This window comes from Kitasatospora albolonga, assembly GCF_039535905.1.
Taxonomy (GTDB): Bacteria; Actinomycetota; Actinomycetes; order Streptomycetales; family Streptomycetaceae; genus Kitasatospora; species Kitasatospora albolonga.
In genome coordinates, this window is sequence record NZ_BAAAYB010000054.1 from 1 (window position 1) to 24835 (window position 24835).

A 24835-nucleotide genomic window follows, 5' to 3' on the forward strand; every position below is an offset into this window, starting at 1 on the left:
GGTCCAGGTGCCCGTCCTCGCTGCGGATCGCCGGCGCTCTCCTTCGCTCAGGGGCGCGCGGGGCCTGCTGCTGGCCCTGCAAGGCCGCCGCCCCGGCCGCGGGTCTGTCGCTGCCCACCGCCAGCCAGACTGGTATCGCGCTCCGGCGCACCGACGGCCTGGACGGAGCTGCTGCGCTGTAGCTGGCCGGAGGTCGGCGCGGCCACGTCTAGGACGGCCGCCTCGCGGTGGCCGCACACGCGGCCTATCTGCGCTGCGACTACGCGACGCGCCACGGGCTGGACTACGGGTGTATGACTCTCCACCGGGGCTGCGCGAGTCTGGCCGGGTCAGCATTTACGTGGCCGCGCGACGCGCGCGGCGCTAGTCGAGTTCCACCCTCGCCGACGTGATCTCGTCCACGCCCGAGGCGACCGGCGCGGGCAGGCCGCGCCGAGCTGCTGCGGTGCCGCCGCCCGCTCCGCGCGCGCATCCACGGGCGACCCAACCTCAGCGCGGCGGCACCGAGGCGGCCGTCGGCCGCCCGCCTGCGCGTCGGCTACCTGCGGGGCGCACGCGCACTCGCATCGCGCTGGCCGCACCGCCACCCGTGCCGGGGCGGTGCCGCCTGGAGACTCGGGCGCCTTGGCTGCGTTCAAGCCTCGGTGACCATGTGAGCGTGGCCGCATCACTCGTATACCTGATGTGTGCCTGATCATGGCGCGCGGAAGGATGGTGCTGCGGCTGGCGAGACTCCGCGAGTCTTCGTCCGGATGCGCAACCCCGCAGCCGTATCTCGGACGGCGGACGTGCGCTGGCCGAGGAGCTGGTGGCCCGCACCGGCCATCGCGCTGGAGCAACGCCGGCTCTACAGGAGCGCGAGCGGAGACCGCCCTCACCTGTCTAGCGCAGCCTGCTGCCGCAGTGAGAGCCCCGCACGCTCAGTGTCTGTGAGATCGCCTACCGCTACCTGTCCCATCGAGCAGTCCTGCGTCAGCGAGGTCGGCGCGATCTGGATCTCGATCTGATGAGTGCCTGCTCTCCTGCGCCGGTTTGTGTCGCGCTGTGTGTGCTCACGGGCGACGTGTATGTGGCCAGTACGGCATCCGTGGTGCAGGCGCGCGACGATGGGTCAGCTGAGCTCGCACCGATGGAGGCTCGTGGCGCGGACCCATGTGCCACCCTGACATGCCGCGAGTCAGTGACGTACCGCCTGGATCAGAGACCGCGTGGGCAGCGGCGAGGGCACAGTTCGCCACCTGCATCTGCGCGGTCTACGACCGGTGGAGGGCACCATGCTATACGATCGCCTCGGCCGGGCTCGCTGCGCGCCGTTCAAGGTCAGCCCCGACGTGTCCCGGTGCGATCGCAAACTGCCCGTAAAGCACGAGCAAAAGTAGCTCCGCGCTTCAGTGAGCGTACGGCCGAGGTGGCACTCATGTGCACTGTCCACCGACGTTCACCCATCCCGACGAGCACTCCGCCTGCAATCAGCACCTTGACATCACCGACAGGCACATGGTGTGAGCAAGAAACGCGCGTGGTAGGACATCTGACCACGGCATCGAGCACTGTGCTGGACCACAGTGTCTCTTCCGCGCCCTTTCTCTTCGGACCGCACACCTGACAGTAGGCCAAGATCTTGCGACACATGACAGCGAATCCGGCGCTGGCCGCCCTGTTTGATGCGATCGGCACCGAGGACGACATCGCCAGGATACATGGACGGGCGCATGCCGATCCCTTCCGACCGGATCGCCACCCTCCACCTGGACGGCGAGGGCCCGGCCCCCAGCCGGGCCCGGAAGTTCACCCGGGACACCCTGCGGGCCTGGGGGCTGGCGCAGCTCACCGACTTCGCCGAGCTGATGGTCAGTGAGCTGGTCACCAACGCGCTGCTGCACGCCGAGGCGCCGCGCCGGCTGCGGCTGTTCCGGGACCGGACGCTGACCGTGGAGGTGGCCGACTCGGGCGGCCAGGCCCCGCGCCTGCGGACCGCCGCCGAGCAGGACGAGGGCGGCCGCGGCATGCACCTGGTCAGCGAGCTCGCCCACCGCTGGGGCACCCGCCAGACCAAGGACGGCAAGGTGGTCTGGGCCGAGCTGGAGCTGGACTACCGCTACCGCTGAGCGGTGGCGCGCGCGAGCCCCCTGACGGTCGGTCAGGGGGCTCGTCGGCTCAGTGGACCAGGTGGTCGGCGGGGCGCTCGGCCCCGGCGGCGGCGTCCTGGCCGCGGAGCTTCCACCAGGCGAAGAGCGAGGCGGAGAGCAGCAGGGCTCCCGCCGCGATCGCGGCCACGTTCATGCCGTGCACGAAGGCGGTGCGGGCGGCGGCGGTGAGCTGCTCGCCCAGCTCGGCGGGCAGGGTGGAGGCGGCCTGCACCGCGTTGCCGATCGACTGCTCGGCCTCGGTGCCGAGGGCCTCGGTGCCGGCCGGCATCACCAGCGAGCCGGCGTAGATGGCGGTGACCACCGAGCCCAGCAGGGCGATGCCGAGGGCGGTGCCCAGCTCGTAGGCGGTCTCCGAGACGGCGGAGGCGGCGCCGGCCTTCTCCGGCGGCGCGGCGGTGAGCACCAGGTCGGCGGAGAGGGTGTAGACGATGCCCTCGGCCGCGCCGGCGGCCAGGAAGGCGGCGCCGAGCAGCAGGTAGGGGCTGCCCTGGTGCACCCAGCCGAGCACCGCGACGCCCGCGCCCATGGCCAGCAGACCCCCGGCCAGGGTGGCCCGGACACCGGCCCGGCGGGCCAGCTTCGCGGTCAGCAGACCGCCGGCCACGGCGCCGACGAAGGCCGGCAGCTCGGCCAGACCGGCCGTCAGCGGGGAGTACCCGCGCACCAGTTGGAGGTACTGCGACATGAAGAAGATCACGCCGGAGAGCCCGATCAGCGAGGCCAGCGAGGAGAGCACCGCCGCGGTGAAGCGCGGGTTGACGAAGAGCCGGACGTCCAGCAGCGGGGACTCCAGCCGCAGCTGGCGGCGGACGAAGACGGTGAGCGCGGTGGCACCGAGCGCGAAGGTCACCGGGATCGGCCAGTGGCCGAGGCCGTTGGCCGCGGCCTCCTTGACCGCGTAGACCACGCCGATCACACCGGTCATCGACAGCAGCACGCTGAGCACGTCCCAGCGGCCGGGCTTGGGGTCCTTGGACTCGGGCAGCAGCCAGCCGCCGAGCACCAGCAGCAGGGCCAGCACGGGGAGGTTGAGCAGGAAGACCGAGCCCCACCAGAAGTGCTCGAGGAGCACACCGCCGACCACCGGGCCGAGCGCGGCGCCGGCGGTGGCGCCCGCGCCCCAGATGCCGATCGCGGTGGCCCGCTCCCGGGCGTCCGGGAAGAGGCTGCGGATCAGCGAGAGGGTGGAGGGCATGATGGTGGCGCCGGCGATGCCGAGCAGCGCGCGGGGCCAGGATCAGCCAGCCGGGGGTGGGTGCGTAGGCGGCCAGCAGCGAGGCGGCGCCGAACGCGGTGGAGCCGATCAGCAGCAGCTTCTTGCGGCCGATCCGGTCGCTGAGCGCGCCCATGCTGACCAGCAGGCCGGCCAGCACGAAGGAGTAGGCGTCACCGATCCAGAGCAGCTGGGTGCCGCTGGGGTGCAGGGTCTCGCTGATCGAGGGCAGGGCGAGGGAGAGCACGGTCGCGTCGAGCGCGACCAGGGTCACCGCCAGTACCAGTACGCCGAGGCCGAGCCAGCGGGAACGGGCGGAGTGGGTGGTGCTCATTTCTGTTCAGGGCTCCTGAGGGCACCGCCGAGGAAGAGCTCGGCGAGCGAGTAGGCACTGTCACGGGGGGCGAGGCGTCCGTCCTGGACCGCCCAGCCGATGCCGGCCACGAGGTCGAAGAAGGCCTCGCTGAGCCAGCCGGCGGAGAGCTCGACGCGGAACACGCCCTCCTGCTGGCCACGGAGGAAGAGCGCGCGGACCCGGGCGTCCTGGACCTCCCAGAGGTCGTTGATCTCCCGGTCGTCGAAGAGCTGGTTCTCTCCGGCCAGGAAGGCGCAGAGCGCGGCGTCGGGTACGACGGCGTCCACCAGGCGGCGCAGGGCGGCCTCCGGGCTGCCGCTCTCGATCGCGGCCGTGTCGAGCGCGGCGGCGAACTTGCGCAGGCCGAGCGCGCCCACCTCGCGGATCAGCGCCTCGCGGCCGGGGAAGGTGCGGTGCAGCGTGGCACGGCTGATCCCGGCGGCGCGGGCGATCTCGTCGAGGTGGGCGGTCGGGCGGCGGGAGAGCACGCCGACGGCGGCTTCGAGTACGGAGTCGCGGTCTGTGGCCATGGAGCGAGTGTAGCTCACATGAGACATGGATGTCTCAAACGGGGCGCCGAGTGTTCAAGGGGCCGGGGCGCTGTCCGGCGGGAGGCGGGAGCTGATAGGGATGGGGGCATGCGCTTCACCGCCGTTCCGATGCCGTCCTCCGTCGCGGCCAGGCCCCAGGACAGCCGTGGGTACCCCGTGCCCGCCATCACGCCGTGGGAGGAGGACGAGCCGCAGTTCGCGCTGACCGACTACGGGCGCAGCGCCGAGTGCGCGCGGGAGCGGCTCTGCTCGGTGTGCGGGCGGGAGATGCCGGCCGGGCCGGTGTGGCGGGTGGTCGGGGCGGCCGAGAGCGCGGCGATCGGGGAGGCGCTGGCGGCGGGCCGGCGGTACCGCAACCTGGCCCCGACCCTGGAAGGGCCGGGGCACCGGGTGTGCATGCTGTACGCCTCGATGGTCTGCCCGTACCTGGCCCGGCCGAACGCCCGGCGCGGGCTGTCGGCGGAGCGGCCGGACGAGTTGACGGAGCATCTGGTCCGCGGGACGGCCCGGGGCGCCACGGGCGCGGTGGTCGGGTTCGCGGACTACGAGTACGCGATCACCGAGGCCAACGTGCTGTTCCGCTTCCTGGAGCCGGTCGAGTTCCTGCCGCACGGGCGCTCGGAGGAGCACCTGGAGCTGCTGCGGGCCGAACTCGACCGGCCGGGCGGGGCGGTTCAGCCCCGGTAGGCGGGCAGACCGCGGACCGAGGAGACCAGCTCGGGGGCGGCGGAGCCGTCGGCCGGCAGGACGGCGATCCCCGCGGGGGTGCGCACCGCGACGGTCTTGCCGTCGCGGGACCAGGCGGGCTCGGTGAAGTCCTCGCCCGCGTACGGGGTGAGGTCCTTGGCGGTCCGGTCCTCGGTGCGCAGGCTCTGCCGGAAGACGTGGTTGTGGCCGCCGACCGGCCGGACGAAGACCAGGGAGTCGCCGTCGGCGGAGATCGCGGGCTGCGAACCCTTCGTCACCACGCCGCCCTGCTGGCGCAGGTAGTCGTCGCGGATGTAGACGTCGCCGTCGGTGGTGTTGGCGTAGACGGTGGTGCCCAGCCGGTCCGAGCCGTTGATCCAGGTGTTCCCGGTGGTGGGCAGTGCGACGGCGTTCTCGTCGGAGTAGTTCCCCAGCGGCAGCGCCGCGGGGGCGTGGGCGGCGCCGTCCACGGGCACCGTGGCCAGCCGGGTGGTGCCGTCGCGGGTGATGGTGAAGAACAGGTTCTTCTTCGGCGAGCCGCCCTGGTAGCCGACGGAGACCTGCCAGGTCGGGTGGGACCAGCTCTGGCCGCCGGGGTTCTTCGCGACCAGGGAGCGGCCGGTGCCGTCGGGGCGGCTGGTGACCAGGTCGCCGTTGCCGTCGACGAAGGCGGCGCGCGAGCCGTCGGGGGACCAGGAGAGGTCGCGGACGGCGGTGTGGAAGTCGACCGTGGTGCCGTCCATCACGACCAGGTTGGTGCCGTTGCTGATGGTCAGTCCGGTGTGCGCGGTCCGGTTCAGCAGCGCCGCCGGCACGACGCCCGGCGCGGTGGTGCGCGGGGCGGCCGGGGTGGTCGGCACGGCCGGGGTGGTCGGGGTCGCGGAGGCCGAGGGGGTCGCGGTGGCCGACGGGGCTGCGGTCGGCGACGCCGGGGCGTCGGTGGACGGCCGGCTCGGAGCGGAGCTCGCGGCGGGCGCGGCGGACCTGCCCGTCGCCGGGTCGCAGGCGGTGAGCAGCAGGGTGGTGCCGGTGGTGAGCGCGCAGACGAGCGAGACGGCGGCGCGGCGGCGGATGCGAGCGGACATGGTGACTTCCCCCTGGAAGGCGAGACGGGTCGTGGATCGTGCCGTGAGACGCCCTTCGGTCGTTGAGCCTCTGTCACCAGGCGACCGCTTGCTGCTCCGTGCGATGCGAGAAGCCTGTCAGCCGCACGTCCTCGAACTGTCGAGCGACTGTCACCGCCGGGCAACAGTGCCCGGCGGCCCGCACAGGGAACGGGGAGAGGCCCGGCGCCCCCTGGTGGGGGCGCCGGGCCTCTCGGGCCTGTCGTCGCGTCAGCTCTGGTTGTAGAAGCCCGTGTCGTCGAGCGGGCGGTCGATCACCATCACCTCGACGTCGGCCGGGGTGAGCAGGAAGACCCGGCGGGCGATCCGCTCGATCCCGCCCATGGTGCCGAAGACCAGACCGGAGGCGAAGTCCACCATCCGCTTGGCCTCGGCGTCCGACATCTCCGTCACGTCCATGACCACCGGGGTGCCCGAACGGATGTGCTCGCCCACGGCGCGCGCGGCTTCGAAGCCGGTCGGCTTCAGGGAGACGATCTTCGCCGGGGCGGGGACCGCCACGGCACTCTCCTGGGTCGGCCACTGATCCTCGTACACGGCAGCCGGGTAGTGGCCGGAGGGCATCAGCCACCCGTTGTGGTGCTCGTCGCGAAGTGCTCCCATGCCGCGCCTCCCTCGTTCCGTCCCGTACTCGTCCCCCCGGGTGTACGCGTCTCTTGACGCGTCATCCATCCGTCGGAACTGTCCGAGTATCGCACTGATCACCGCTCCGGCGCCCGCCCGTGACCGCCGTACGGGCGCGGGTCGTGACAGAATCCGGACACTTCCGGGCAGCTGCCGCGTCCGGGCCGGTCGGCGAACGGTTGCGCGCGTAGACCATATCGGTGTGCGCCACGGCACAGTTGACTCCTCGTCAACAGTCCGGTAACAGCTTGGCGGCGGTGCGGGGCGGGCGTGTCGGGGGTGACCGGCGGGTGTGGTGAGGCCCACTCCGGCCTCGGCGCGCCGGGGCCCGGCGGAGCCGACGGGCCGTCAGGGCCGGTACGGCAACCGGGGGACGCCTGGTGGGGGGAGCGGGCCGGAGGGTGGCCACCGGTCGCCCGGCCGAGCCGGCCCGGTCCCGATGAATCGGAAAGTTTCCTAACCATGCTCTTGACCGTGCCCGCGCAGGCCGGGATTCTGAACGGGCCCGTCCGGACGGGGACTTCACCGCCCGTGCCCGGCGCCGGCGGTGAACTCCCTGACCTGCAAGGAGAATCGGATGAGAGCCAGGAATCTCGCGGCCACCGGCGGAGCCCTCGCCGCTCTGGTGCTCGGCACGGTGGCCGCGCCCCCGGCGCCGGCCGCGGCCGCCCGCTACGAGGCGGAGGGCGCGAGCGTGACCAAGGGTGCGGTGGAGTCCAACCACACCGGCTACTCGGGCACCGGATTCGTCAACGGCGACAACGCGTCGGGCAGTTCGGTCGAGTTCACGGTGAACGCCGCCACCGCCGGCGCCGGGGTGCTGTCCGTCCGGTACGCCAACGGCACCACCATCGACCGCCCCGCCGACATCACCGTCAACGGGGCCCGGGTCGCCGCCGGGCGGTCCTTCCCGTCCACCGGCACCTGGGACACCTGGACCACCGCGACCGTGACCGCCCCGCTCACCGCAGGGGCCAACAAGGTCCGCCTCACCTCCAGCAGCGCCGACGGCCTGCCCAACCTCGACTACCTGGAGGTGGAGGTCACCGCGCCGAGCACCGACTACCAGGCCGAGGACGCCACGCTCGGCCAGGCCGCGGTGGCCACCAACCACACCGGCTTCACCGGCACCGGTTTCGTGGACTACACCAACGCGGTGGGCTCGTACGTCGAGTTCGCGGTCAGCGCCGGCACCGCCGGGACGGCCCCGCTGACCCTGCGCTACGCCAACGGCACCACGGTGGACCGCCCGATGGACCTGGTCGTGAACGGCACCGTGGTGGCCGCCGGGATCTCCTTCCCGGCCACCACCACCTGGGACACCTGGGCCACCAAGACGGTGAACGTCCCGCTGCTCGCCGGGGCCAACACCGTCCGGGCCACCGCGACCACCGCCAACGGCGGGCCCAACCTGGACCGGATCACGGTCGGCGTCACCGCCGACACCGTGCCGCCGAGCCGCCCCGCCCAGCTCAGCTGCACCGACATCGGCCCGAACGGCCTGACCCTGAACTGGGCCCCCGCCACCGACAACGCCGGCGTCAGCGCGTACGACCTCTACGAGCACGGCAACAAGCTGGCCGAGGCCCCCGGCGACGCCACCGCCAAGGTGCTCACCGGGCTGGCCCCCAGCACCACCTACAACCTCACGGTGATCGCCCGGGACGCGGCCGGCAACGCCTCCCCGGCCAGCGTCGCCCTGGACTGCACCACCACGGCGAGCACCGACCCGCTGCCCAGCACGCCGGGCACGCCCACCGTCTCGGAGGTCAAGGCCAGCTCGGCGAAGCTGAGTTGGGGAGCCTCCAGCGACGACAAGGGCGTGGTGGCGTACGAGGTGCGCAGCGGGAGCGCCGTCCTGGCCACCGTCACCGGCGCCCCGCCGGCCACCACGACCACCGTGACCGGCCTGGCCTGTGACGCCTCGTTCGCCCTCACCGTGGTGGCCAAGGACACGGCCGGTGGCTACTCCCCGGCCTCCGCGCCCGTCGGCTTCACCACCGGTGCCTGCACCGCCGACGGCGGCGTGCCCGGCTCCCCGGCCACCCTGTCCTCCGGCTGGACCGTCCCGTGGGGCATCGGCTGGCTGCCCGACGGCTCCAACGCCCTGGTCACCGAACGGGATTCGTTCAAGGTCTTCCGGCAGGCCAAGGACGGCTCCAAGACCCTGGTCGGGACGGTGCCCAACGCGGTGACCACCGACGGCGAGGGCGGCCTGCTCGGCGTGGCGATCGACCCCAACTGGACGTCCAACAAGTACGTCTACTTCATGCACACCGCCTCCGAGGGCAACCGGATCGTCCGGATGACCTACAACGGCAGCTCGCTCGGCGGCTACACCGTGCTGCTCCAGGGCATCAAGAAGAACCGCTACCACAACGGCGGGCGGCTGGCCTTCGGCCCCGACGGCTACCTCTACGCCACCACCGGCGACGCCCAGACCCAGGCCCTGGCCCAGGACAAGAACTCGCTCAACGGCAAGATCCTGCGCCTGACCACCGCGGGCAAGCCCGCCCCCGGCAACCCCTTCGGCAACTACGTCTACAGCCTCGGCCACCGCAACCCGCAGGGCCTGGCCTTCGACCGGAGCGGGCGGCTCTGGGAGGCCGAGTTCGGCGACTCCAAGTTCGACGAGCTCAACCTGATCAAGCCCGGCGCCAACTACGGCTGGCCGACCTGCGAGGGCACCTGCTCCACCGCCGGGATGACCAACCCCAAGGCCACCTGGGCGGTCAACGTGGCCTCCCCGAGCGGCATCGCCATCGTCCGCAACGTCATCTACATGGCCGCCCTCAAGGGCACCCGGATGTACCGCATCCCGATCAACGGCGACACCGAGACCGTCGGCACCGCCACCTCCTACTACGTCGGCACCTACGGCCGCCTGCGCACCGTCACCAAGGTGCCGGGGGCGGACCAGCTCTGGCTGACCACCACCAACGCGGACAACAACGGCGGGGCGGCCGACGGCGCCGACAAGATCTTCAAGATCACCGTCGGCTGATCCCCCGTCAGGAGGAGGTGCGGCGGGCGCGCCGCACCTCCTCGCTGACCGCCCAGGCGTCGGCCACCGGCCCGAGGTGGCGCAGCTTGTCCGGGTTGAGCACCACCCGGACGGCCTGCACCTGCCCGTCCAGCACGTCCAGGGCCAGCGCCTGGAGCACCTTCCCGTCGCGGTCCCGGAACACGGCGCCGGGCTGGCCGTTGACCTCCTGCGGCTCGACGGTGACGTCGATCCGCAGCAGCACCGGGAAGACCGCGGCGAGCAGCCGGGCGACGTTGGCCGCACCGCTGACCGCCCGGGCCAGCTGCGGGGCCTTCCCGCCGCCGTCCCCGACGAACTGCACGTCGGCGGCGAGCAGCTGCTGGAGCCCCTCCATGTCGCCGCCGGCCATCGCCTCGAAGAACCGGGCCGCCAGCTCGTCCCGCTCCGCGCGGTCGGCCTCGAAGCGGGGCCGGCCCTCGGCCATGTGCCGCTTGGCCCGGACCAGCAGCTGGCGGCAGGACGCCTCCGAGCGGCCGACCGCGGCGGCGATCTCCGGGTACTCGAAGCCGAACACCTCGCGCAGCAGGAAGACCGCCCGCTCCACCGGGCCGAGCCGCTCCAGCAGCAGCAGGGCCGCCATCGACACCGAGTCCGCCAACTCGGCCGCCCGCTCCGGGTCCTGGTAGGGATCGCTGAGCAGCGGCTCCGGGAACCACGGCCCGACGTACGCCTCCCGCCGCACCCGGGCCGAGCGCAGCACGTCGATCGAGAGCCGGGTGACCGTGGTCGACAGGAAGGCCTTGACCGAGTCGGGCCTGGTCGGCGAGGCGTCGTAGCGCAGCCAGGCTTCCTGCACGACGTCCTCGGCCTCGCTCACACTGCCGAGGATCCGGTAGGAGACCGAGAACAGCAGCGGCCGGAGCTCCTCGAACTCCTCGACCTTGGTCATGCGGTGCCCCCCGTGCGATGTGACGTTCGATCATGGGAACTCTGCCACCGGGCGGTTCCCGGTCGACGGGCGGGGTGGGGGCCCGGGGGCCGTGAGTTCCGGGGAAGACCGGCGGACGGTCACGTTCCGTTCATCGGGAGGCCGCCCGGCCCCGACTGAATGGGCCGGGTTGTACAGCCAACTCGACGCAGCCGCGCGCCCCCTGGCCGCGGCGGACAGGACCCCCGTGGCCGCAGGTTCCTCCCTCAGCCTCTCCACGCCGCAGAGCCCCACCGAAGGCGACCGGCTCACCTTCCGCTGGACCACCGACGCCCCCGACGCCAAGAACTGGGTCGGTGTCTACGACGGCGACCGGCTGCCGGGCACCGGCTCCTCGCTGCTCTGGAAGTACACCGCGGCCGCCTCGGGGGAGGTGCAGCTGGACACCTCGGCGCTGACCGACGGCCCGTACACCGCCTACCTGTTGGCCAAGGACGGCTACGGCGTCCTGGCGCGCAGCGCGCCGTTCTCCTTCCGTCCGCGCCCGGTCGCGCCGCGCCCGCACCTGGCGGTGGACGCGCTGACCGCGACCGTCGTGGCGCCCTCGGCCGCGTTCCGGATCGAGCTCGGCGGGCTGTGGATGCTCGGCTCCTCGGCGCCGGTCTTCCGCAAGGCGGGCGGCGACTCCTGGCTCTCCGTCAGCGCGGGCGGCACCGTCACCGGCACCGCCCCGAACGCGCCACTGCCCCGGCCCGCCGTGCTCACCGTCGCGGTCAAGGACGCGGCCGGGAACACCGACGCGCTCACCGTCCAGGTGCCGGTCGAGCACCGCAGGCCGCGGCTGAAGACGGCCACCCTCAACCTCTGGAAGGCCGGCGCGAACACCACGGACGCGCTGGAGAAGCAGCTGCGGGTGGTGCTCACCCAGGGCTGGGACGTGGTGGCCCTCCAGGAGACCGGCGGCACCGCCGCCCAGGCGCTGGCCGACGCGCTCGGCTGGTACGCGTACCAGAGCGCGGGCAGCGTCGGCGTGCTGAGCCGCTACCCGTTGGCCGAGGTGACCGCGCCGACCGCTGAGCTGCCGGCCGCCGGCGTCACGGTGCAGCTGCCCGGCGGCCGGGCGGTGCGGTTCTGGGCCGCCCACCTGGACGAGGCGGACTACGGCCCGTACGCCGTGCAGGACGGCCGGAGCGCCGAGGCGGTGCTCGCGAGCGAGAAGGCCTCGGCCCGCGGCCGGCAGGCGCTGGCCCTGGCCGCCGCCGTGAAGGCCGAACTGGCCGTCCGCAAGCCGCTCCCCGTGGTGCTCGCCGCCGGGCTGGCCTCGCCCTCGCACCTGGACTGGACACCGGCCACCGCCGCCGCGCACGGCGGGGTCGCGGCGCTGGAGTGGCCGGTGACGGCGGCCCTGCGCGACGCGGGCCTGGTCGACGCCTACCGGCTGGCCCACCCCGACCCGGCGGCCTCCCCGGGCACCACCTGGTCCGTCACCCGGGTCTCGCGCGGCACGCAGCCCGAGCCGCAGGACCGGATCGACCAGGTGCACTTCGCCGGGAGGCTCACCCTGGTCGAGGCCCACACCCTGACCACCGGCTGGCCCGCCGCCGAACCCGCGGCCGCCGCCAACGGCTGGCCCTCGGACACCGCCGCCGCCGTCGCCACCTTCACGATCTGAGAGGCCGCCAGATGACTCCCCAGCTCAGCCGCCGCACCTTCGTCTCCGCCTCCGCCGCGGCCGCGGCGGCCGGTGTGATCGGCGGTGCCGGTGCCACCGAGGCGGTCGCCGCCGACACCGAGGCCGCCAAGGCCAAGCGGCCCAAGCCCGGCACCGGCACCGTCGCCGACGTCAAGCACGTGGTCATCCTGATGCAGGAGAACCGCTCCTTCGACCACTACTTCGGCACCCTGAACGGCGTGCGCGGCTTCGCCGACAAGCAGGCGCTGCAGTTCCCGGACGGCGGCGACGTGTTCCGCCAGCCCGACGCGGGCCGCAGCGACGGCGGCGTGATGCTGCCGTACCGGATGGACACCTCGAAGTACAACGCGCAGAACGCCGGCGGCCTCCCGCACGACTGGGCCACCGGCCACCAGGCGATCAACAACGGCGCGATGAACAAGTGGATCGCCGCCAAGGGCGAGCGCGCGATGGGCTACTTCACCCGCGAGGACATCCCCTACCAGTTCGCGCTGGCCGACGCGTTCACCCTCTGCGACGCGTACTTCTGCTCGCTGGCCGGGCCCACCGACCCCAACCGCCTCTACCTGTGGACCGGCACCGCCGGCCCGGGCAAGGACGGCACCACCGGCCCGTGGATCGACAACACCCCGGTGACGGACAACCCGGTGGCCGACTGGACCACCTACGCGGAGCGCCTGCAGGCCGCGGGCGTGAGCTGGCGGGTCTACCACAACCCCAGCAAGGACGAGCGGACCGGCGACTACGACGACAACGCGCTCTCGTACTTCAAGCAGTTCCACGCCTTCCCGAAGGACGACCCGCGGTACGTCAACGCGATGACCAAGTTCGACCCCGCCGCCTTCGACGCCGACTGCAAGTCCGGTGCGCTGCCGACGGTCTCGTGGCTGGTCGCCCCGTACCTGTTCTCCGAGCACCCGAACGCGGGCCCGGCGTACGGCGCGCACTGGGTCAACACGGCGCTGCAGTCGCTGATGTCCAACCCGGAGGTGTGGAACCACACCGTCTTCCTGGTCATGTACGACGAGAACGACGGCTACTTCGACCACATGGTGCCGCCCACCCCCGAGCCGGGCACCCCCGAGGAGTTCGCCCAGGGCCGGGCGATCGGCCTCGGCAACCGCGTCCCGCTCTGGGTCGCCTCGCCGTGGTCGCGCGGCGGCTGGGTGAACTCCCAGGTCTTCGACCACACCTCGGTGGTGCAGTTCCTGGAGGTGGTGACCGGGGTGGCGGAGCCCAACGTCTCCGCCTGGCGCCGCACCGTCTGCGGCGACCTGACCAGCTGCTTCGACTTCACCAAGCCGGACTTCTCGATCCCCTCGCTGCCCGACACCAACGCCCTGATGGCCCGGGCCGACGCGGGCGCGGGCCTGCCGGCGGTCAGGCTCCCGGCGGTGGGCGGCCAGTCGATGCCGCCGCAGGAGCCGGGGGAGCGGCCGCACCGCAAGCTGCCCTACGGGCCCGGCGCGGAGGTGGCCGTGGACCGCGCCACCGGCCGGATCACCTGCACCATGACCAACACCGGCACGGCCGGCTTCCCCTACACGGTCTACCCGAACGTCCGACTCCCGTTCGCCGGAACGCCGTTCACCGTCCCGTCGGCCCAGGCCAGGACCTACGTCTGGGACGCCTCGGCCACCGACGGCCAGTACGACTTCACCGTGCACGGGCCCGACGGCTTCGTCCGCCGCTTCGCCGGGACGGTGGTCCGGGCGGAGCAGCAGGACGTGGCGGTGCCGGTGGTGGAGGCGCTCGTGCAGCGCAACAAGGTGACCCTGCACCTGCACAACGACGGCGGCACGGAGGTGTCCTTCACCCTCTCGGCCCATGACTTCGCGGGCCGGACCCAGACGGTGTGGGTCGCCGCCGGGAAGCAGGCCACCGTCAACTGGCCGCTCGACAACGGCCGTTACGACGTCACGGTGACCGCCGCGACCGGCACCCGCTTCGTGCGGCGGTACGCGGGCACGGTGCACTGACCTCCCGCCGCCGGGCCCCGCCGCGTGGGCGGGGCCCGGCGGCGCGGATCAGGCCAGGGCCTCGGCGGCGATGGCGGCGGCCTCGGCGATCAGCGGCTCGTCGGCGACGGCCTTCGGGTCCTGATGGGTGGTCAGCACGACGATCGCGACCGGACCGCGGCCGGGCGGCCAGGCCACCCCGGCGTCGTTGGCCGTGCCGTAGGACCCGGTGCCGGTCTTCTCCGCCACCGTCCAGTCCTTCGGCAGCCCGGCCCGCAGCCGGTTCCCGCCGGTGGTGTTGGCGCGCAGCCAGCCGGTGAGGCGCTCGCGGTCGGCCGGCTCCAGCGCCCGGCCGGTGACCAGCTTCGCGTTGGTCCGGGCCAGCGCGCGCGGGCTGGTGGTGTCGGTGGCCCGGCCCGGCTCGGCCGAGTTGAGCGCGGGCTCCCAGCGGTCGAGCCTGGTCACCCGGTCGCCCAGCGAACGGCAGAACCGGGTCACGGCCCCGGGGCCGCCGAGCTCCTTGAGCAGCAGGTTGGCGGCCCCGTTGTCGCTGAACCGGACGGCGGCGTCGCAGAGCTGCTCCACCGTCAGACCGGCCGCGACGTTCTCGGGCAGGCCGGTGACCGGCGCGTAGCCGGAGTCGGCGGCCTCCTTCGCGGTGTAGCGGACGCGGCGGTCGAGCGGGCCGTCGAGGTCGCGGAGGACGGCGGCCACGGCGAGGGTCTTGAAGGTCGAGCAGAGCGGGAACAGCTCGTCGGCCCGGTGGTGGACGGTGCGGCCGGAGTCGGCGGCGCGCGCGTACACCCCGAGGCGGGCGCCGTGCTCCCGCTCCAGCGCGCGCAGCCGCTCCGTCACGTCGCCGCGCCCCCGGGCGGCCGCTCTGCCGGCCGGGAGGAGGGTGGCGGCCGTCACCAGGGCGGCCCCGCCGATCATCTGACGCCGGCTCGGGCCCTGAAGCGCGTTGCGTGTGTCCATGCCCACCAGGACGCCGATCGGGCCCGAACCGTTCCGATCCCGCCACGACCGGGGTCCGACCGGCGGATCCGGGTACACCGGGAGCGACTGGGGGAGTCGAACGGATGGGGGATCCGTGATGCCTGGAACGAGCCGGTACGTGTTCTTCGCGGTCTGCTGCTACGAAGCGGTCGGCCCGGTGTTCGCGGCCCTCTGCTGGGGGGCGCTGTGGCTGCTCGGCATCGCCGACGCCGGCGACCTGGACCAGTGGCCCCTGATGATGGGCTCCTTCGGCGCCATCGGTTTCGACTTCCACGGGCGGGAGCCCGGATCGAAGCGGCGGCTCGCCGTAGCTGCGGGCATCGTGGTCCTCGGGGCGGCGTTGGTGGCCGGGCACCTGCTCGGCGAGGCCGTCCGGGCCGGATGGGGGCCAGGCATCGGAACGATCCTGGGCACCCTGGTCGGCCTGCCCGCCGGGGCCGTGGTGTTCACCGCGATCTCGACGCCGGTCCGGGGCGAGGCCGCCGGCTGAGCGGACGGCTCCGGCCCGGATGTGTCGGCCGTGGCCGGCAGAGCGGCCTGTCGGTCCGTCAGACCTGTTACGGGGCGCGCCGACCGACCTCCCAGCTGGTCGAGCGGGGCGGCTCGGGCGGAGCCCTGGTCCAGCGCCGCTGCTTCGGCTACGCCGCCCGCGGCGGACCGGTCGGGGTCGAGGACCACCTGGCCGGCCCGCACACCCTGACCTGGGAGCACGAGGGCCACCACCCGCTGGCCCAGGCCGAGGCGATCGTCACCGGCGGCGCCGAGGAGCGACCGACGCTTCTTCGCCATCGTCACCGACCTGGTCGACACCCCGACCGAACTCATCGACGAGAACGGTGCGGTGACCTGGCGCCCCCGCTCCACCCTGTGGGTCAGCACCACGTACACGCCGCTGCGGTTCCCCATCCCGGGCGCCCTGCTCGGTGATCCGGAGAGCAATACAATCCCCGGCAGCGGCAGCGGCCGCTCCGAGGAGGAGGCCCCCGCCGGATGGAGAAGGAACGGCACATGCCCACGGACGGCGAACTCGCGGACTCCGGAGGGGACTTCCTCGACGAGTTCCTCAGCGAGGAGGAAGAGGCGCTCCTCGACGAACGGGATCGGATCGACTCCCGCCCGGGGGACGATCCGGCCCCGCCGCCCGGGCTGAGCCGCTTCCTGATCGAGCTCGACGGTTCGGCGGAGGAGTACGCGGCGCGTCTGCGCGCCGTGCTGGGCGCCGCCCTGGACCGCTCGGTGCTGGAGGGCCGGATCGACTCCCAGGTCGTCCCGCGCCCGGTCCCGGCCTGGTTCACCGCCGCCTGCGCGGGGGACGGGCCGGTGCCGGACTTCGCGCGCGCCGGAGCCTCGCACTACACCGAGGCCGGCCACGGCAACGGCTGGTCCCTGGACAACTGGCTCTGGCGCTTCGAGCTCGACTGCCCCTTCCGCACCTGGTCCTGGTGGGACGTCACCCACACCGCCCCCGGCACCCTCTCCCTCTGGCTCGACGCCCACGGCGAGGACGCCTTCGCCGCCGACGACCTCCGCTGGGCCGCGTACACCGCCGGCGCCCGCACCGTCACCGGCCCCACCCACCACCGCCTCCCGGCCTGGCGGGCCGAACCCTCGGCGGGGGTCGTGGGGTGACATCGCCGTTGGACGGGTTGGACGCGGTCCAGTGGGTTCGGGTTCCCGAAAGGTGGGGATTCCGCGTCTCCGGGTCGGCCATCCCGGGGCTGCCCAGGCAGTTGGCGAGTGCCGCGCCCGACGAGGTGTGGTCCGTCGGTGCGGATCTGCACGAGCTCGTCATCCACGGGCACTCGGGCGGCTACCGCTGGACCGCGGAGCTCGTCGTCCCCTTCCTCACCCGGCTCTGCGGCTCGCCGGACGGCCACGTCGTCGCCGTCGCGATCGAGTTGTTGACGGAGATCGCGTACGCCCAGCCGTTCGTCGACGAGGTCGAGGGGGCCGACCCGGGCATGCCGGCACGGATCCGTGCCGAGCTGCTCAAGGAACGTCCGTTCTTCCAGAGCCTGTCGGGGCATCCCGAAGCGCGGGTGCGCAGTGAGGCGGCTGACCTGCTGGCCTCGATCGACGCCGGGCACCGGAAGCCACCCTCGGCGGGGGTAGCGGTCTGACGGGGTGTCGGAGGGGGTGGATAGCGTGGCGGCATGAGTTCTTCGCTGAGTGTGTACCTGCTCGACATCGAGGCCACCCGCGCGCTGGTCGGTTCCGGCGACGAGGGGTTGGTGGAGGCCGTGCGGGGCGGCTTCGGGCGGGAGTTGGCGGCGGACGACGAGTGGTTCTCGTCGGAGATCGCGGACGGCGCGCCGACGGCCCTGGAGGCCCTGCGGGCGGTGGTGAACGGCGGGCCGTTCACCGGGCCCGGCCAGTACGCGTTCCAGTACGGCTACGCGTACAAGCGGCTCTGCTCGCTGACCGGGAGCTTCCTCGACAACTCCTCGTTCTCCCCGTTCCGGGGCGCCTGGCTGGAGATGGTCGACGAGGGCCTGCGGGCGCTGCGGATCACGGCGGTCTCGGTGGCCGAACTCGGGTACTACGACGGGCTGCCGAAGCCGATCCCGCACTACGAGCTGCCGCGCTGCGGCGAGTGGACGCACGAGGAGTGCCTGGCGGCGCTGGAGCAGTTCGAGCAGACCAAGCGGGACGGCCACGCCCCGCCGCTGGAGCCGGAGGTGGTCGAGGCGGTCATGGACGTGATCGGCTGGCTGCGCGGTGCGCAGGCCCGGCCCGGCTTCGGCGTGGTGGGCTTCGTCTCCTGACGTCCGGGTTCCGTAACAGCGGGCGGTCGCTCACGGAGCACGGGCACGACGGCTCCTAGGGTGCTGGGCATGGGACTTTCTGATGCTGATGTCGCTGCCGCGAGCGCTGCCTGGGTGTGGCGGCCGGAGAACGCCGAGGTCATCGGGACGGACGAGTACCGGATGGTGCGGCTGCCCGACTACTACGACTTCGACCTCTCGGTGGTGTCGTTCACGCCGTACGGACCGCTGGGGGAGGCGGTCGACCGGGTCGTCGGGCGGGCGCGGGAGTTCGGGGTGCCGGTGCTGGACTGGCAGGTGCTGATCGGCCACCCCGCGGGCCTGGCGGAGGAGTTGGCGGCCCGGGGCGGGCGGGTGAAGCTCGACCTGGAGGTCCTGGCGGCGGACCTGGGCCAGGGTGCGCCGCGGCTCCGGGAGCCGGAGGCCGAGGTCGAGCTGCGGTGGGCGACCGACGCGGACACCTCGCGGGACGGGGCCGCGGTGGCGGTCACCGGATTCGGCGGCGAGCTGCCGCCGGAGGACCGGATCGTGGCCGCCGCGGAGCGGAACGGGCGGACGGTCACGGCGGGGGAGGGCGGCACCCTGGTCGCGTACGTCGCCGGCGAGGCCGCCGGGACGGCCGGGCTCGAACTGGTCGACGGGGTGGCCCGGTTGACGGGCGGCGTGGTGGCGCCGGCCCGGCAGCGGCGGGGTGTCTACCGGGCGCTGCTGGCCGCCCGGCTCGCGTACGCGGCGGAGCACGGGGCGCGGATGGTGCTGGTGAAGGCCAACCCGGCCAGCTCGGGGCCGATCCTGCGGCGGGCGGGCTTCACGGGGTACGGCCAGGAGCCGGTGTACGCCGTGCCGTTGGCGTAGCGGGGCCGGGGCCCGCCCGACGGGTGGAGCCCGACACCCGGGTCGTGCAGGGGTGTCGGGCTCCGGCCGGTGGCCGTCGGTCGCCTCAGTAGCGGTGGGCGTACTCGGCGGCCGGGTGGACCGTGGCCTCGTCCGTCACCGCCGGTGCCGGGCGGCGCAGCGGCCACCAGAGGGAGCGGCCCAGCAGGGCGGCGAGGGCGGGGACCAGGGCGAGGGAGAGGACGAAGGCGGAGAGCAGGATCCCGAGGGTCAGGGCGAAGGCGACCTGGGCGCTGCCCGGGGTGGTGGCCAGGGAGGCGAAGGAGCCGGCCAGGACCAGCCCGGCGGTGGCGATCGCGGGGGTGGTGTGGCGGACGGCGCGGGCCACCGCGGCGCGGGCGGGGCCGGGCCGGTGCATCTCCTCGCGGATGCGGTCGGTGATGAGGATGTTGTAGTCCGTGCCGAGGGCCACCACGAAGAGGAAGAGGACGAGCGGGAGCGTGAAGGAGACGCCCGGTTCGCCGAGGCCGTGCTGGAAGAGCAGGGTGGAGGCGCCGAGGGTGGCGGCGAAGCCGAGGCCGACCGCGAGCATCAGGACGACCGGGGCGAGCAGGCTGCGCAGCAGGAGGAGCAGGATCAGGCCGATCAGCGCGGCCGCGACCGGGAAGACCAGCCGGAGGTCGCGGTCGACCGCGTCGGACACGTCGGCGAAGACGGCCGCCGTACCGCCCACGTGGGCCTCGGTGCCCGCCGGGGTGTGGGCCGAGACGGTGGAGCGGACCGGGCCGGAGGCCAGCTCGCGGGCGCGGGCGCTCTGCGCGTCGACGGTCAGGTAGAGGTCGATCCGGGCGGCCCGGCCGTCGGGGGAGAGCACCGGCCGGGCGACCTGGCCGACGCCTTCCGTACCGGACAGGGCCTTTGACAGACCGTCGAGGCCCGCGGGGGCCAGGGCCGGGCCGGTGACGTAGACGCTGGTGGGGTCGGAGACGCCGGCCGGCAGGGCGCGGGCGATCTCGGCGGCGGTGGCGGCGGCCGGGGTGGTCGAGGTGGCGCCGCCCTGGCCGTAGTCCATCCGGATGCCGACCACACCGGCGGCCAGCGCGGTGAGCAGGGCGATCGAGCCGAGCAGCACGGTCAGCGGCCGGCGGGCCACCAGCAGGCCGAAGCGCTCGGCGGTGGAGCCCGGGGCGGGGTCGCGGCGCAGGGCGCGCGAGGGCCAGAACAGCTTCCGCCCGCAGGCGGCCAGCATCGCCGGCATCAGGGTGAGGCTGCCCAGCAGCATCACCAGCACCGCGACGGCGATCGCCGGGCCGAGCGAGCGGAACTGCCCGAAGCTCGCCACGCCGAGCGTGGCGAAGGCGGCGACGATGGTGAGCGCGGCGGAGGTGATGGCGGTGCCGACCCGGCCGGAGACCTCGGCGGCGGCCTCCCGGGCGGGCCGGTCGGGGCGGGCGCGCAGCTGCTCGCGGAAGCGGAAGAGCAGGAAGAGCAGGTAGTCCACGCCGATCCCGAGCAGCACCACCGAGATCAGGCCGGGCGTGCTCGCGTCCAGTCGAAGGCCCGTCAGGATGGCCATGCCGGCCACCGCCCCGGTGGCCACACCACCGATGAAGGAGACCGCGAGCAGCGGCAGCACGGCGGCCAGCACGCTGCGGAAGACCAGCACGTTGAGCAGCACGATCAGGCCGACCACCAGGGCGCCGCCGACCACGGTGGCGGTCCGGTTGGCCTCGGTGGTGTCGGAGGTCTCGGCGAGCGCGCCGGTGTAGCCGCTGCGCAGGCCGTCGGCGGCGAAGCGGGCGGTGGCGTGGTCGCGGAAGGCGCGGAAGACCTTCTGCACGCCCTCGTCGGCCTGGCTGCCCGTCAGCTCCACGGTGAGCAGGTCGAAGGAGCCGTCGGGCGCCCGGACGGCCGGGGCGACCCGGGGGGTCTGCGAGCGGTCCGGGACCAGCAGGGCGGGCTCGTCCTTCTCGCGCGGCATCTCCACCCGGTGCGCGGCCAGCTCCGCCGAGCGCGCCGTGACCCGCTCGTGGTCGGCGGCGGTCAGCGGCTTGCCGTCGGCCCGGGCGACCAGGACGGTCACCGTGGTGGCGTCCGGCCGCAGCCCGAAGTGCTCCTCGGCGATCCGCAGCGCCGCGGCCGAGTCGTAGCTCCGGGGCAGGAAGTCCCCCGGTGCTGGACTGGGTGACGCGGGAGAGCAGCATCGGGCTGAGCAGGGTGAGGCCGATGCCCAGGACGACCCAGAAGGCGATCACCCGCCAGGGGTTCCTGGTCGAGTACCCGGTCAGTGCGCGGATCACGTGTTCCTCCGGCGGACCGCCTGGCGCGGCCCGTTTCGTGTGCTGGTGCCGGGGGTTCCCGGTCTGCTCACAGCTCATCAGCCGGGAGGGGCCCCGGGCGTCGTGGCGGCGGACGATCCGTGACGGGGCCTCAGCTCCCCGGGGCGGGGCGCACCCGGGACCGTGGTCCTGGTCGGGCGGCCCGGTGATCGGCCGCGGGGACCATGCCCGCCGCTCCGGGGCCCTGACAGAATGAGGGCATCGGCGCTGATCAGCGCGGTGGAGTCGGCGTGGAAGGACGGACATGGGCGTGCGGGCACACTTCGGGCCGCCCCCCGGGGGCGCGGCGCAGGCCGAGGGGGTGCCCTGGACGCACACCGACGCCTTGGTGGCCGCCGGGGCGTGCGCGCTCAACGTGCTCAGCTACGTGTTCTTCGGCGACCCCACCGGCGAGCACCAGGTGAGCGTGGCCGGCCTGCTCCTGATCGCGGTGGCCGCACTGCCGCTGCTCTTCCGCCGTAGCCACCCGCTGCCGGTGCTGGCCGTCGTGGTGCTGCTGGACGTGCTGTCCACCCTGCTGCTGCGGCTGCCCACCCACTTCGGCGCCGCCCTGATCGTCAGCGTGTACTCGGTGGCCCGGGCCTGCCCGCGCCGGGTGACGGCGGCCGCGGCCGTGACCGCGGCGGCTCTGCTCTCCTGGAGCCAGGCGTACGGTCGCACCGTCTCCTGGCAGGAGGGCATCAGCCCGGTGCTCTCGGTGCTGTTCGTGGTCGGCGGCGCCCTGGCGGTGAACCGCTGGCAGCGCGAGGTGGCGGCCAACCGGCAGCTGCTCGCCGACCGCGCGGTGGCCGACGAACGCCGGCGGATCGCCCGGGAGCTGCACGACATCGTGGCCCACCACATCACCACCATGCAGCTGATGGCCGGCGGCGCCCGGGCCAACCTGGCCAACCCCGAGGTGGCCCGCGACGCCCTGGTCACCCTGGAGTCCTCCGGACGCCTCGCGCTGCGCGAGATGCGTCAGCTGCTCAACGTGCTGCGCACCGGCGACGAACCGGACGACGCCCCGTCAGCTCCCCAGCCCGGGGTGGAGGACCTCGACCGGCTGGTGGCCGAGTCCGACCGGGCCGGGCTGCCGACCGTGCCCGCCCGCAGCCGCACCTCCCGCCGCCGCACAGCCCGCCGCCGCACGGCCCGTTGCCGCACCGGCCGGCGGTCTGCTTCCCCGGCGGGTCCGGCAGGCCAACCTGGCACCACAGTTGAAGGAGGCGGCCCCCGAGCCGGAGCAGAGCTCGCGCGAGCGCTCGCCGGAGGAGGCCCGCTCGGCCTTCGCCTCCTTCCAGCGCGGCTACCAGCGCGGCCGGGGCGACCGGCTCCAGCCCGCCTCGCTCACCGTCGTCCCGGACCCGGTGCCCGGCACTCCCGGCGGTACCGTCGTGCCGCCTCCCGCCGTACCCTCGACCGGGCTGCCGTTCGCGGTGGCCCCGGGCGGCCGACGCGCCGAACTGGCGTCCCCGCCACGGCCCCAGGCCCTCCCGGCCGGGCCCACCGGCTCCGTGACACCTGCTCAACCCGCACAGCCCGAGCAACACGCACAACACGTACGGCCCGCACAGCCTGCACCAACGGAAGGAAACCGATCATGACCGCTACGGCACAGCCGTCGGGAGAGCTGAACTGGCTGCTGGACGATCTGGTGGGGCGGGTCGCGGCGCTGCGGCATGCGGTGATCCTCTCCAGCGACGGCCTGGCCACCGGCGCCTCGCAGGGCCTCGGCCGCGAGGACGCCGAGCACCTGGCCGCCGTCGCGGCCGGCTTCCACAGCCTGGCGAAGGGCGCCGGGCGGCACTTCCAGGTCGGTGGTGTCCGCCAGACCATGGTCGAGCTGGACGAGGCCTTCCTCTTCATCACCGCGGCGGGCGACGGCAGTTGCCTGGCGGTGCTGAGCGAGGCCGAGTCCGACGTGGGCCAGATCGCGTACGAGATGGCCCTGCTGGTCAAGCGGGTCGGCGAGCACCTGTCCGCCGAGCCGCGCACCGATTCCGCCGTTCCGCCGCCGGGGAGATGACCGTCAGATGACCGTCGAGGATCAGTGGTTCGACGACGAGGCCGGGCCGGTGGTCCGGCTGTTCTCGATGACCCGGGGGCGGACCAGGCCCGCCGAGGAGGGGTTGTTCGACCTCATCTCGCTGATCACCGCCGTGCACCGGGACGGGTCGGGCGAGTCCGACCTGGACCTGGAGCACCGGGCGATCCTCGACCTCTGCCGCGACGAACCGCTCAGCGTCGCGGAGTTGGGCTCGTTCACCGACCTTCCGGTGAGCCTGGTCCGGGTGCTGCTGGGCGATCTGCACGACTCCGGGCTGATCTCCGTCACCCGGCCCGTTCCGCTCGCCCAGCTGCCGGACGAGCGTCTGCTGCGAGACGTGATCAATGGCCTCCGTGCACTCTGACCGACCCTTGGGCCCTGCTTCGCCGTGGAGCTCGGTGGCGGTGAAGATCCTGGTCGCCGGCGGCTTCGGGGCCGGCAAGACCACCCTGGTCGGCGCGGTGAGCGAGATCCGCCCGCTGCGCACCGAGGAGCAGCTCACCGCGGCCGGCCAGCAGGTGGACGACACCGCCGGGGTGGAGGCCAAGCGGACCACCACGGTGGCGATGGACTTCGGGCGCCTGGACCTCCGCCCCGGGCTGTCGCTGTACCTCTTCGGCACCCCGGGTCAGGACCGGTTCTGGTTCGCCTGGGACGAGTTGGCGCACGGCGCGCTCGGCGCCGTGGTGCTGGCCGACACCCGGCGCCTCGCCGACTGCTTCCCCTCGGTGGACTTCTTCGAGCGGCGCGGCATCCCCTTCGTGGTGGCGGTGAACTGCTTCGAGGGCACCGAGGTCTACGCCCCCGGGGACGTCCGCGACGCGCTCGACCTGGACCCCGGGGTGCCGGTGCTGCTCTGCGACGCGCGGCGCCGGGAGGACGGCAAGGAGCTGCTCGTCCGGCTGGCCGAGCACGCCCTGGAGCGGCGCTATCCCACACCTTGAGAATTCGTCCCACGGAGTGGACGTTTTGTGTCAACCGGCTTGCCGCCGGGGCGGTCCGCATGGAACGCTCATGCGGACAGTTCGTCGCGGCGTTCCCGGGGGGAGGTCCCCGCCGAGCTCGGCGGCGACCAGGCTGCCGGGGGCCAGCGAGCCCCAGGGCACGGTGACCAGGCCGAGCAGGCCGACCACGGCGGCCTTGGGCGCGGACAGGCCCAGCTGGCGCAGCAGCGGGATCGCCACCACCACGCCGATGCCGAAGCCGGTCAGCGACTCGGCGAAGGGGGTGACGCCCAGCTGGACCAGCAGCACCGCGCGGGCGGCGGTGCCGGCCGAGCCGCCGATCCAGTCGCCGAGGCGCTTCTGGGTGCCGGTGCGGCTCATCAGCTCGCTGAGCAGGATGCCGCCGAACAGGATGGCGGCGAGCTCCACGACGGTGGGGAGCATGTGCAGTTCGGCCCGCCCGAGGTCCCCGGCCGGCTGGCGGAAGGAGGTGAGGGTGACCACCACCGCCGTGGCCAGGGCGGCCAGCGCGGCGTACAGGGCTCGCACCCGGGCGGCCAGCAGCCCTAAGGTGACCAGGATCGGCAGGGTCGCCAGCGCGGCGTTCATCGCGGTCCTCCAGGGACGTTTCGGCGTGGTGGTGGCGCTCGGCGGTCACG

21 protein-coding genes and 2 pseudogenes are annotated in these 24835 nt (G+C 73.6%); 15 read left to right on the forward strand and 8 right to left on the reverse strand.

Going from position 1 to position 24835, the window contains the following annotated elements:
- The coding region (locus ABD946_RS13150; RefSeq protein WP_345283207.1) for a hypothetical protein at positions 1-182 on the forward strand (182 nt) is incomplete at its 5' end.
- Between the two features lie 1530 nt (positions 183-1712).
- A complete protein-coding gene (locus tag ABD946_RS13155; protein WP_345283209.1) occupies positions 1713-2108 on the forward strand; it encodes an ATP-binding protein in 396 nt (131 codons plus the stop codon).
- Between the two features lie 49 nt (positions 2109-2157).
- Here the strand turns inward: ABD946_RS13155 and ABD946_RS13160 are convergent.
- A pseudogene (locus ABD946_RS13160) lies at positions 2158-3697 on the reverse strand (MFS transporter).
- Positions 3694-4248: a TetR/AcrR family transcriptional regulator gene (locus ABD946_RS13165; RefSeq protein ID WP_345283210.1), complete on the reverse strand. Its 555-nt coding sequence runs from the start codon at positions 4246-4248 to the stop codon at positions 3694-3696. Before ABD946_RS13165 ends, ABD946_RS13160 begins: the two are co-directional and overlap by 4 nt.
- 108 nt (positions 4249-4356) lie before the next feature.
- Between ABD946_RS13165 and ABD946_RS13170 the strand changes: the two genes are divergently transcribed.
- A complete protein-coding gene (locus tag ABD946_RS13170) occupies positions 4357-4956 on the forward strand; it encodes a hypothetical protein (RefSeq protein WP_345283212.1) in 600 nt (199 codons plus the stop codon).
- Here the strand turns inward: ABD946_RS13170 and ABD946_RS13175 are convergent.
- Complete coding sequence (locus ABD946_RS13175) at positions 4944-6041, reverse strand: TolB-like translocation protein (protein WP_345283214.1); 1098 nt, start codon at positions 6039-6041, stop codon at positions 4944-4946. The genes ABD946_RS13170 and ABD946_RS13175 overlap by 13 nt on opposite strands.
- A 249-nt stretch (positions 6042-6290) precedes the next feature.
- A complete protein-coding gene (locus ABD946_RS13180) occupies positions 6291-6683 on the reverse strand; it encodes a cell division protein SepF (RefSeq protein WP_345283215.1) in 393 nt (130 codons plus the stop codon).
- Between the two features lie 598 nt (positions 6684-7281).
- On the opposite strand from ABD946_RS13180, the gene ABD946_RS13185 reads away from it, so the two are divergent.
- Positions 7282-9708 (forward strand): PQQ-dependent sugar dehydrogenase, encoded by a 2427-nt coding sequence (locus tag ABD946_RS13185; protein WP_345283217.1) that lies wholly within the window; start codon positions 7282-7284, stop codon positions 9706-9708.
- Positions 9709-9715: 7 nt separating this feature from the next.
- On the opposite strand, the gene ABD946_RS13190 is transcribed toward ABD946_RS13185, so the two are convergent.
- Entirely contained in the window at positions 9716-10639 is a 924-nt protein-coding gene (locus ABD946_RS13190; RefSeq protein ID WP_345283218.1) for an RNA polymerase sigma-70 factor, read from the reverse strand.
- A gap of 226 nt (positions 10640-10865) precedes the next feature.
- Here ABD946_RS13190 and ABD946_RS13195 point away from each other — a divergent pair, with 226 nt between their 5' ends.
- Both ABD946_RS13195 and ABD946_RS13200 read left to right on the forward strand, forming a co-directional pair.
- Positions 10866-12290 (forward strand): endonuclease/exonuclease/phosphatase family protein, encoded by a 1425-nt coding sequence (locus tag ABD946_RS13195; protein ID WP_345283220.1) that lies wholly within the window; start codon positions 10866-10868, stop codon positions 12288-12290.
- Between the two features lie 11 nt (positions 12291-12301).
- Positions 12302-14290: a phosphocholine-specific phospholipase C gene (locus ABD946_RS13200; protein ID WP_345283221.1), complete on the forward strand. Its 1989-nt coding sequence runs from the start codon at positions 12302-12304 to the stop codon at positions 14288-14290.
- A 48-nt stretch (positions 14291-14338) separates the two neighbouring features.
- On the opposite strand, the gene bla is transcribed toward ABD946_RS13200, so the two are convergent.
- The gene (bla, locus tag ABD946_RS13205; protein ID WP_345283222.1) at positions 14339-15244 is read right to left on the reverse strand and encodes a class A beta-lactamase; all 906 of its coding nucleotides are present in this window, start codon (positions 15242-15244) and stop codon (positions 14339-14341) included.
- Positions 15245-15362: 118 nt separating this feature from the next.
- Between bla and ABD946_RS13210 the strand changes: the two genes are divergently transcribed.
- The 5 genes from ABD946_RS13210 to ABD946_RS13230 all read left to right on the forward strand — a co-directional run bounded on the left by ABD946_RS13210 (position 15363) and on the right by ABD946_RS13230 (position 18885).
- Complete coding sequence (locus ABD946_RS13210; RefSeq protein ID WP_345283223.1) at positions 15363-15755, forward strand: hypothetical protein; 393 nt, start codon at positions 15363-15365, stop codon at positions 15753-15755.
- A gap of 500 nt (positions 15756-16255) precedes the next feature.
- Positions 16256-16894: a hypothetical protein gene (locus tag ABD946_RS13215; RefSeq protein WP_345283224.1), complete on the forward strand. Its 639-nt coding sequence runs from the start codon at positions 16256-16258 to the stop codon at positions 16892-16894.
- 17 nt (positions 16895-16911) lie between these two features.
- Positions 16912-17385, forward strand: coding sequence for a hypothetical protein (locus ABD946_RS13220; protein ID WP_345283225.1), 474 nt, complete (start codon positions 16912-16914; stop codon positions 17383-17385).
- Between the two features lie 33 nt (positions 17386-17418).
- Positions 17419-18030 carry a DUF7691 family protein gene (locus ABD946_RS13225; protein WP_345283227.1) on the forward strand — a complete coding sequence of 204 codons (612 nt, stop codon included), beginning with the start codon at positions 17419-17421 and terminating at the stop codon, positions 18028-18030.
- Between the two features lie 69 nt (positions 18031-18099).
- Positions 18100-18885 carry a GNAT family N-acetyltransferase gene (locus ABD946_RS13230; protein ID WP_345283228.1) on the forward strand — a complete coding sequence of 262 codons (786 nt, stop codon included), beginning with the start codon at positions 18100-18102 and terminating at the stop codon, positions 18883-18885.
- A gap of 85 nt (positions 18886-18970) precedes the next feature.
- Here the strand turns inward: ABD946_RS13230 and ABD946_RS13235 are convergent, their stop codons facing one another.
- Positions 18971-21025: an MMPL family transporter gene (locus ABD946_RS13235; RefSeq protein ID WP_345283232.1), complete on the reverse strand. Its 2055-nt coding sequence runs from the start codon at positions 21023-21025 to the stop codon at positions 18971-18973.
- A gap of 422 nt (positions 21026-21447) precedes the next feature.
- Between ABD946_RS13235 and ABD946_RS13240 the strand changes: the two are divergent.
- From ABD946_RS13240 to ABD946_RS13255, 4 genes and pseudogenes are all read left to right on the forward strand, one after another.
- Positions 21448-22182: pseudogene (locus ABD946_RS13240) on the forward strand (sensor histidine kinase); the annotation flags it as partial.
- 603 nt (positions 22183-22785) lie between these two features.
- Positions 22786-23211 (forward strand): roadblock/LC7 domain-containing protein, encoded by a 426-nt coding sequence (locus ABD946_RS13245; protein WP_345283233.1) that lies wholly within the window; start codon positions 22786-22788, stop codon positions 23209-23211.
- A gap of 7 nt (positions 23212-23218) precedes the next feature.
- Positions 23219-23596 (forward strand): DUF742 domain-containing protein, encoded by a 378-nt coding sequence (locus ABD946_RS13250; protein WP_345283229.1) that lies wholly within the window; start codon positions 23219-23221, stop codon positions 23594-23596.
- The gene (locus ABD946_RS13255; RefSeq protein ID WP_345283230.1) at positions 23577-24176 is read left to right on the forward strand and encodes a GTP-binding protein; all 600 of its coding nucleotides are present in this window, start codon (positions 23577-23579) and stop codon (positions 24174-24176) included. Before ABD946_RS13250 ends, ABD946_RS13255 begins: the two co-directional genes overlap by 20 nt.
- Before the next feature lie 30 nt (positions 24177-24206).
- Here ABD946_RS13255 and ABD946_RS13260 read toward each other — a convergent pair whose 3' ends face one another.
- A complete protein-coding gene (locus tag ABD946_RS13260; RefSeq protein ID WP_345283231.1) occupies positions 24207-24785 on the reverse strand; it encodes an L-lactate permease in 579 nt (192 codons plus the stop codon).
- Between the last annotated feature and the right edge of the window lie 50 nt (positions 24786-24835).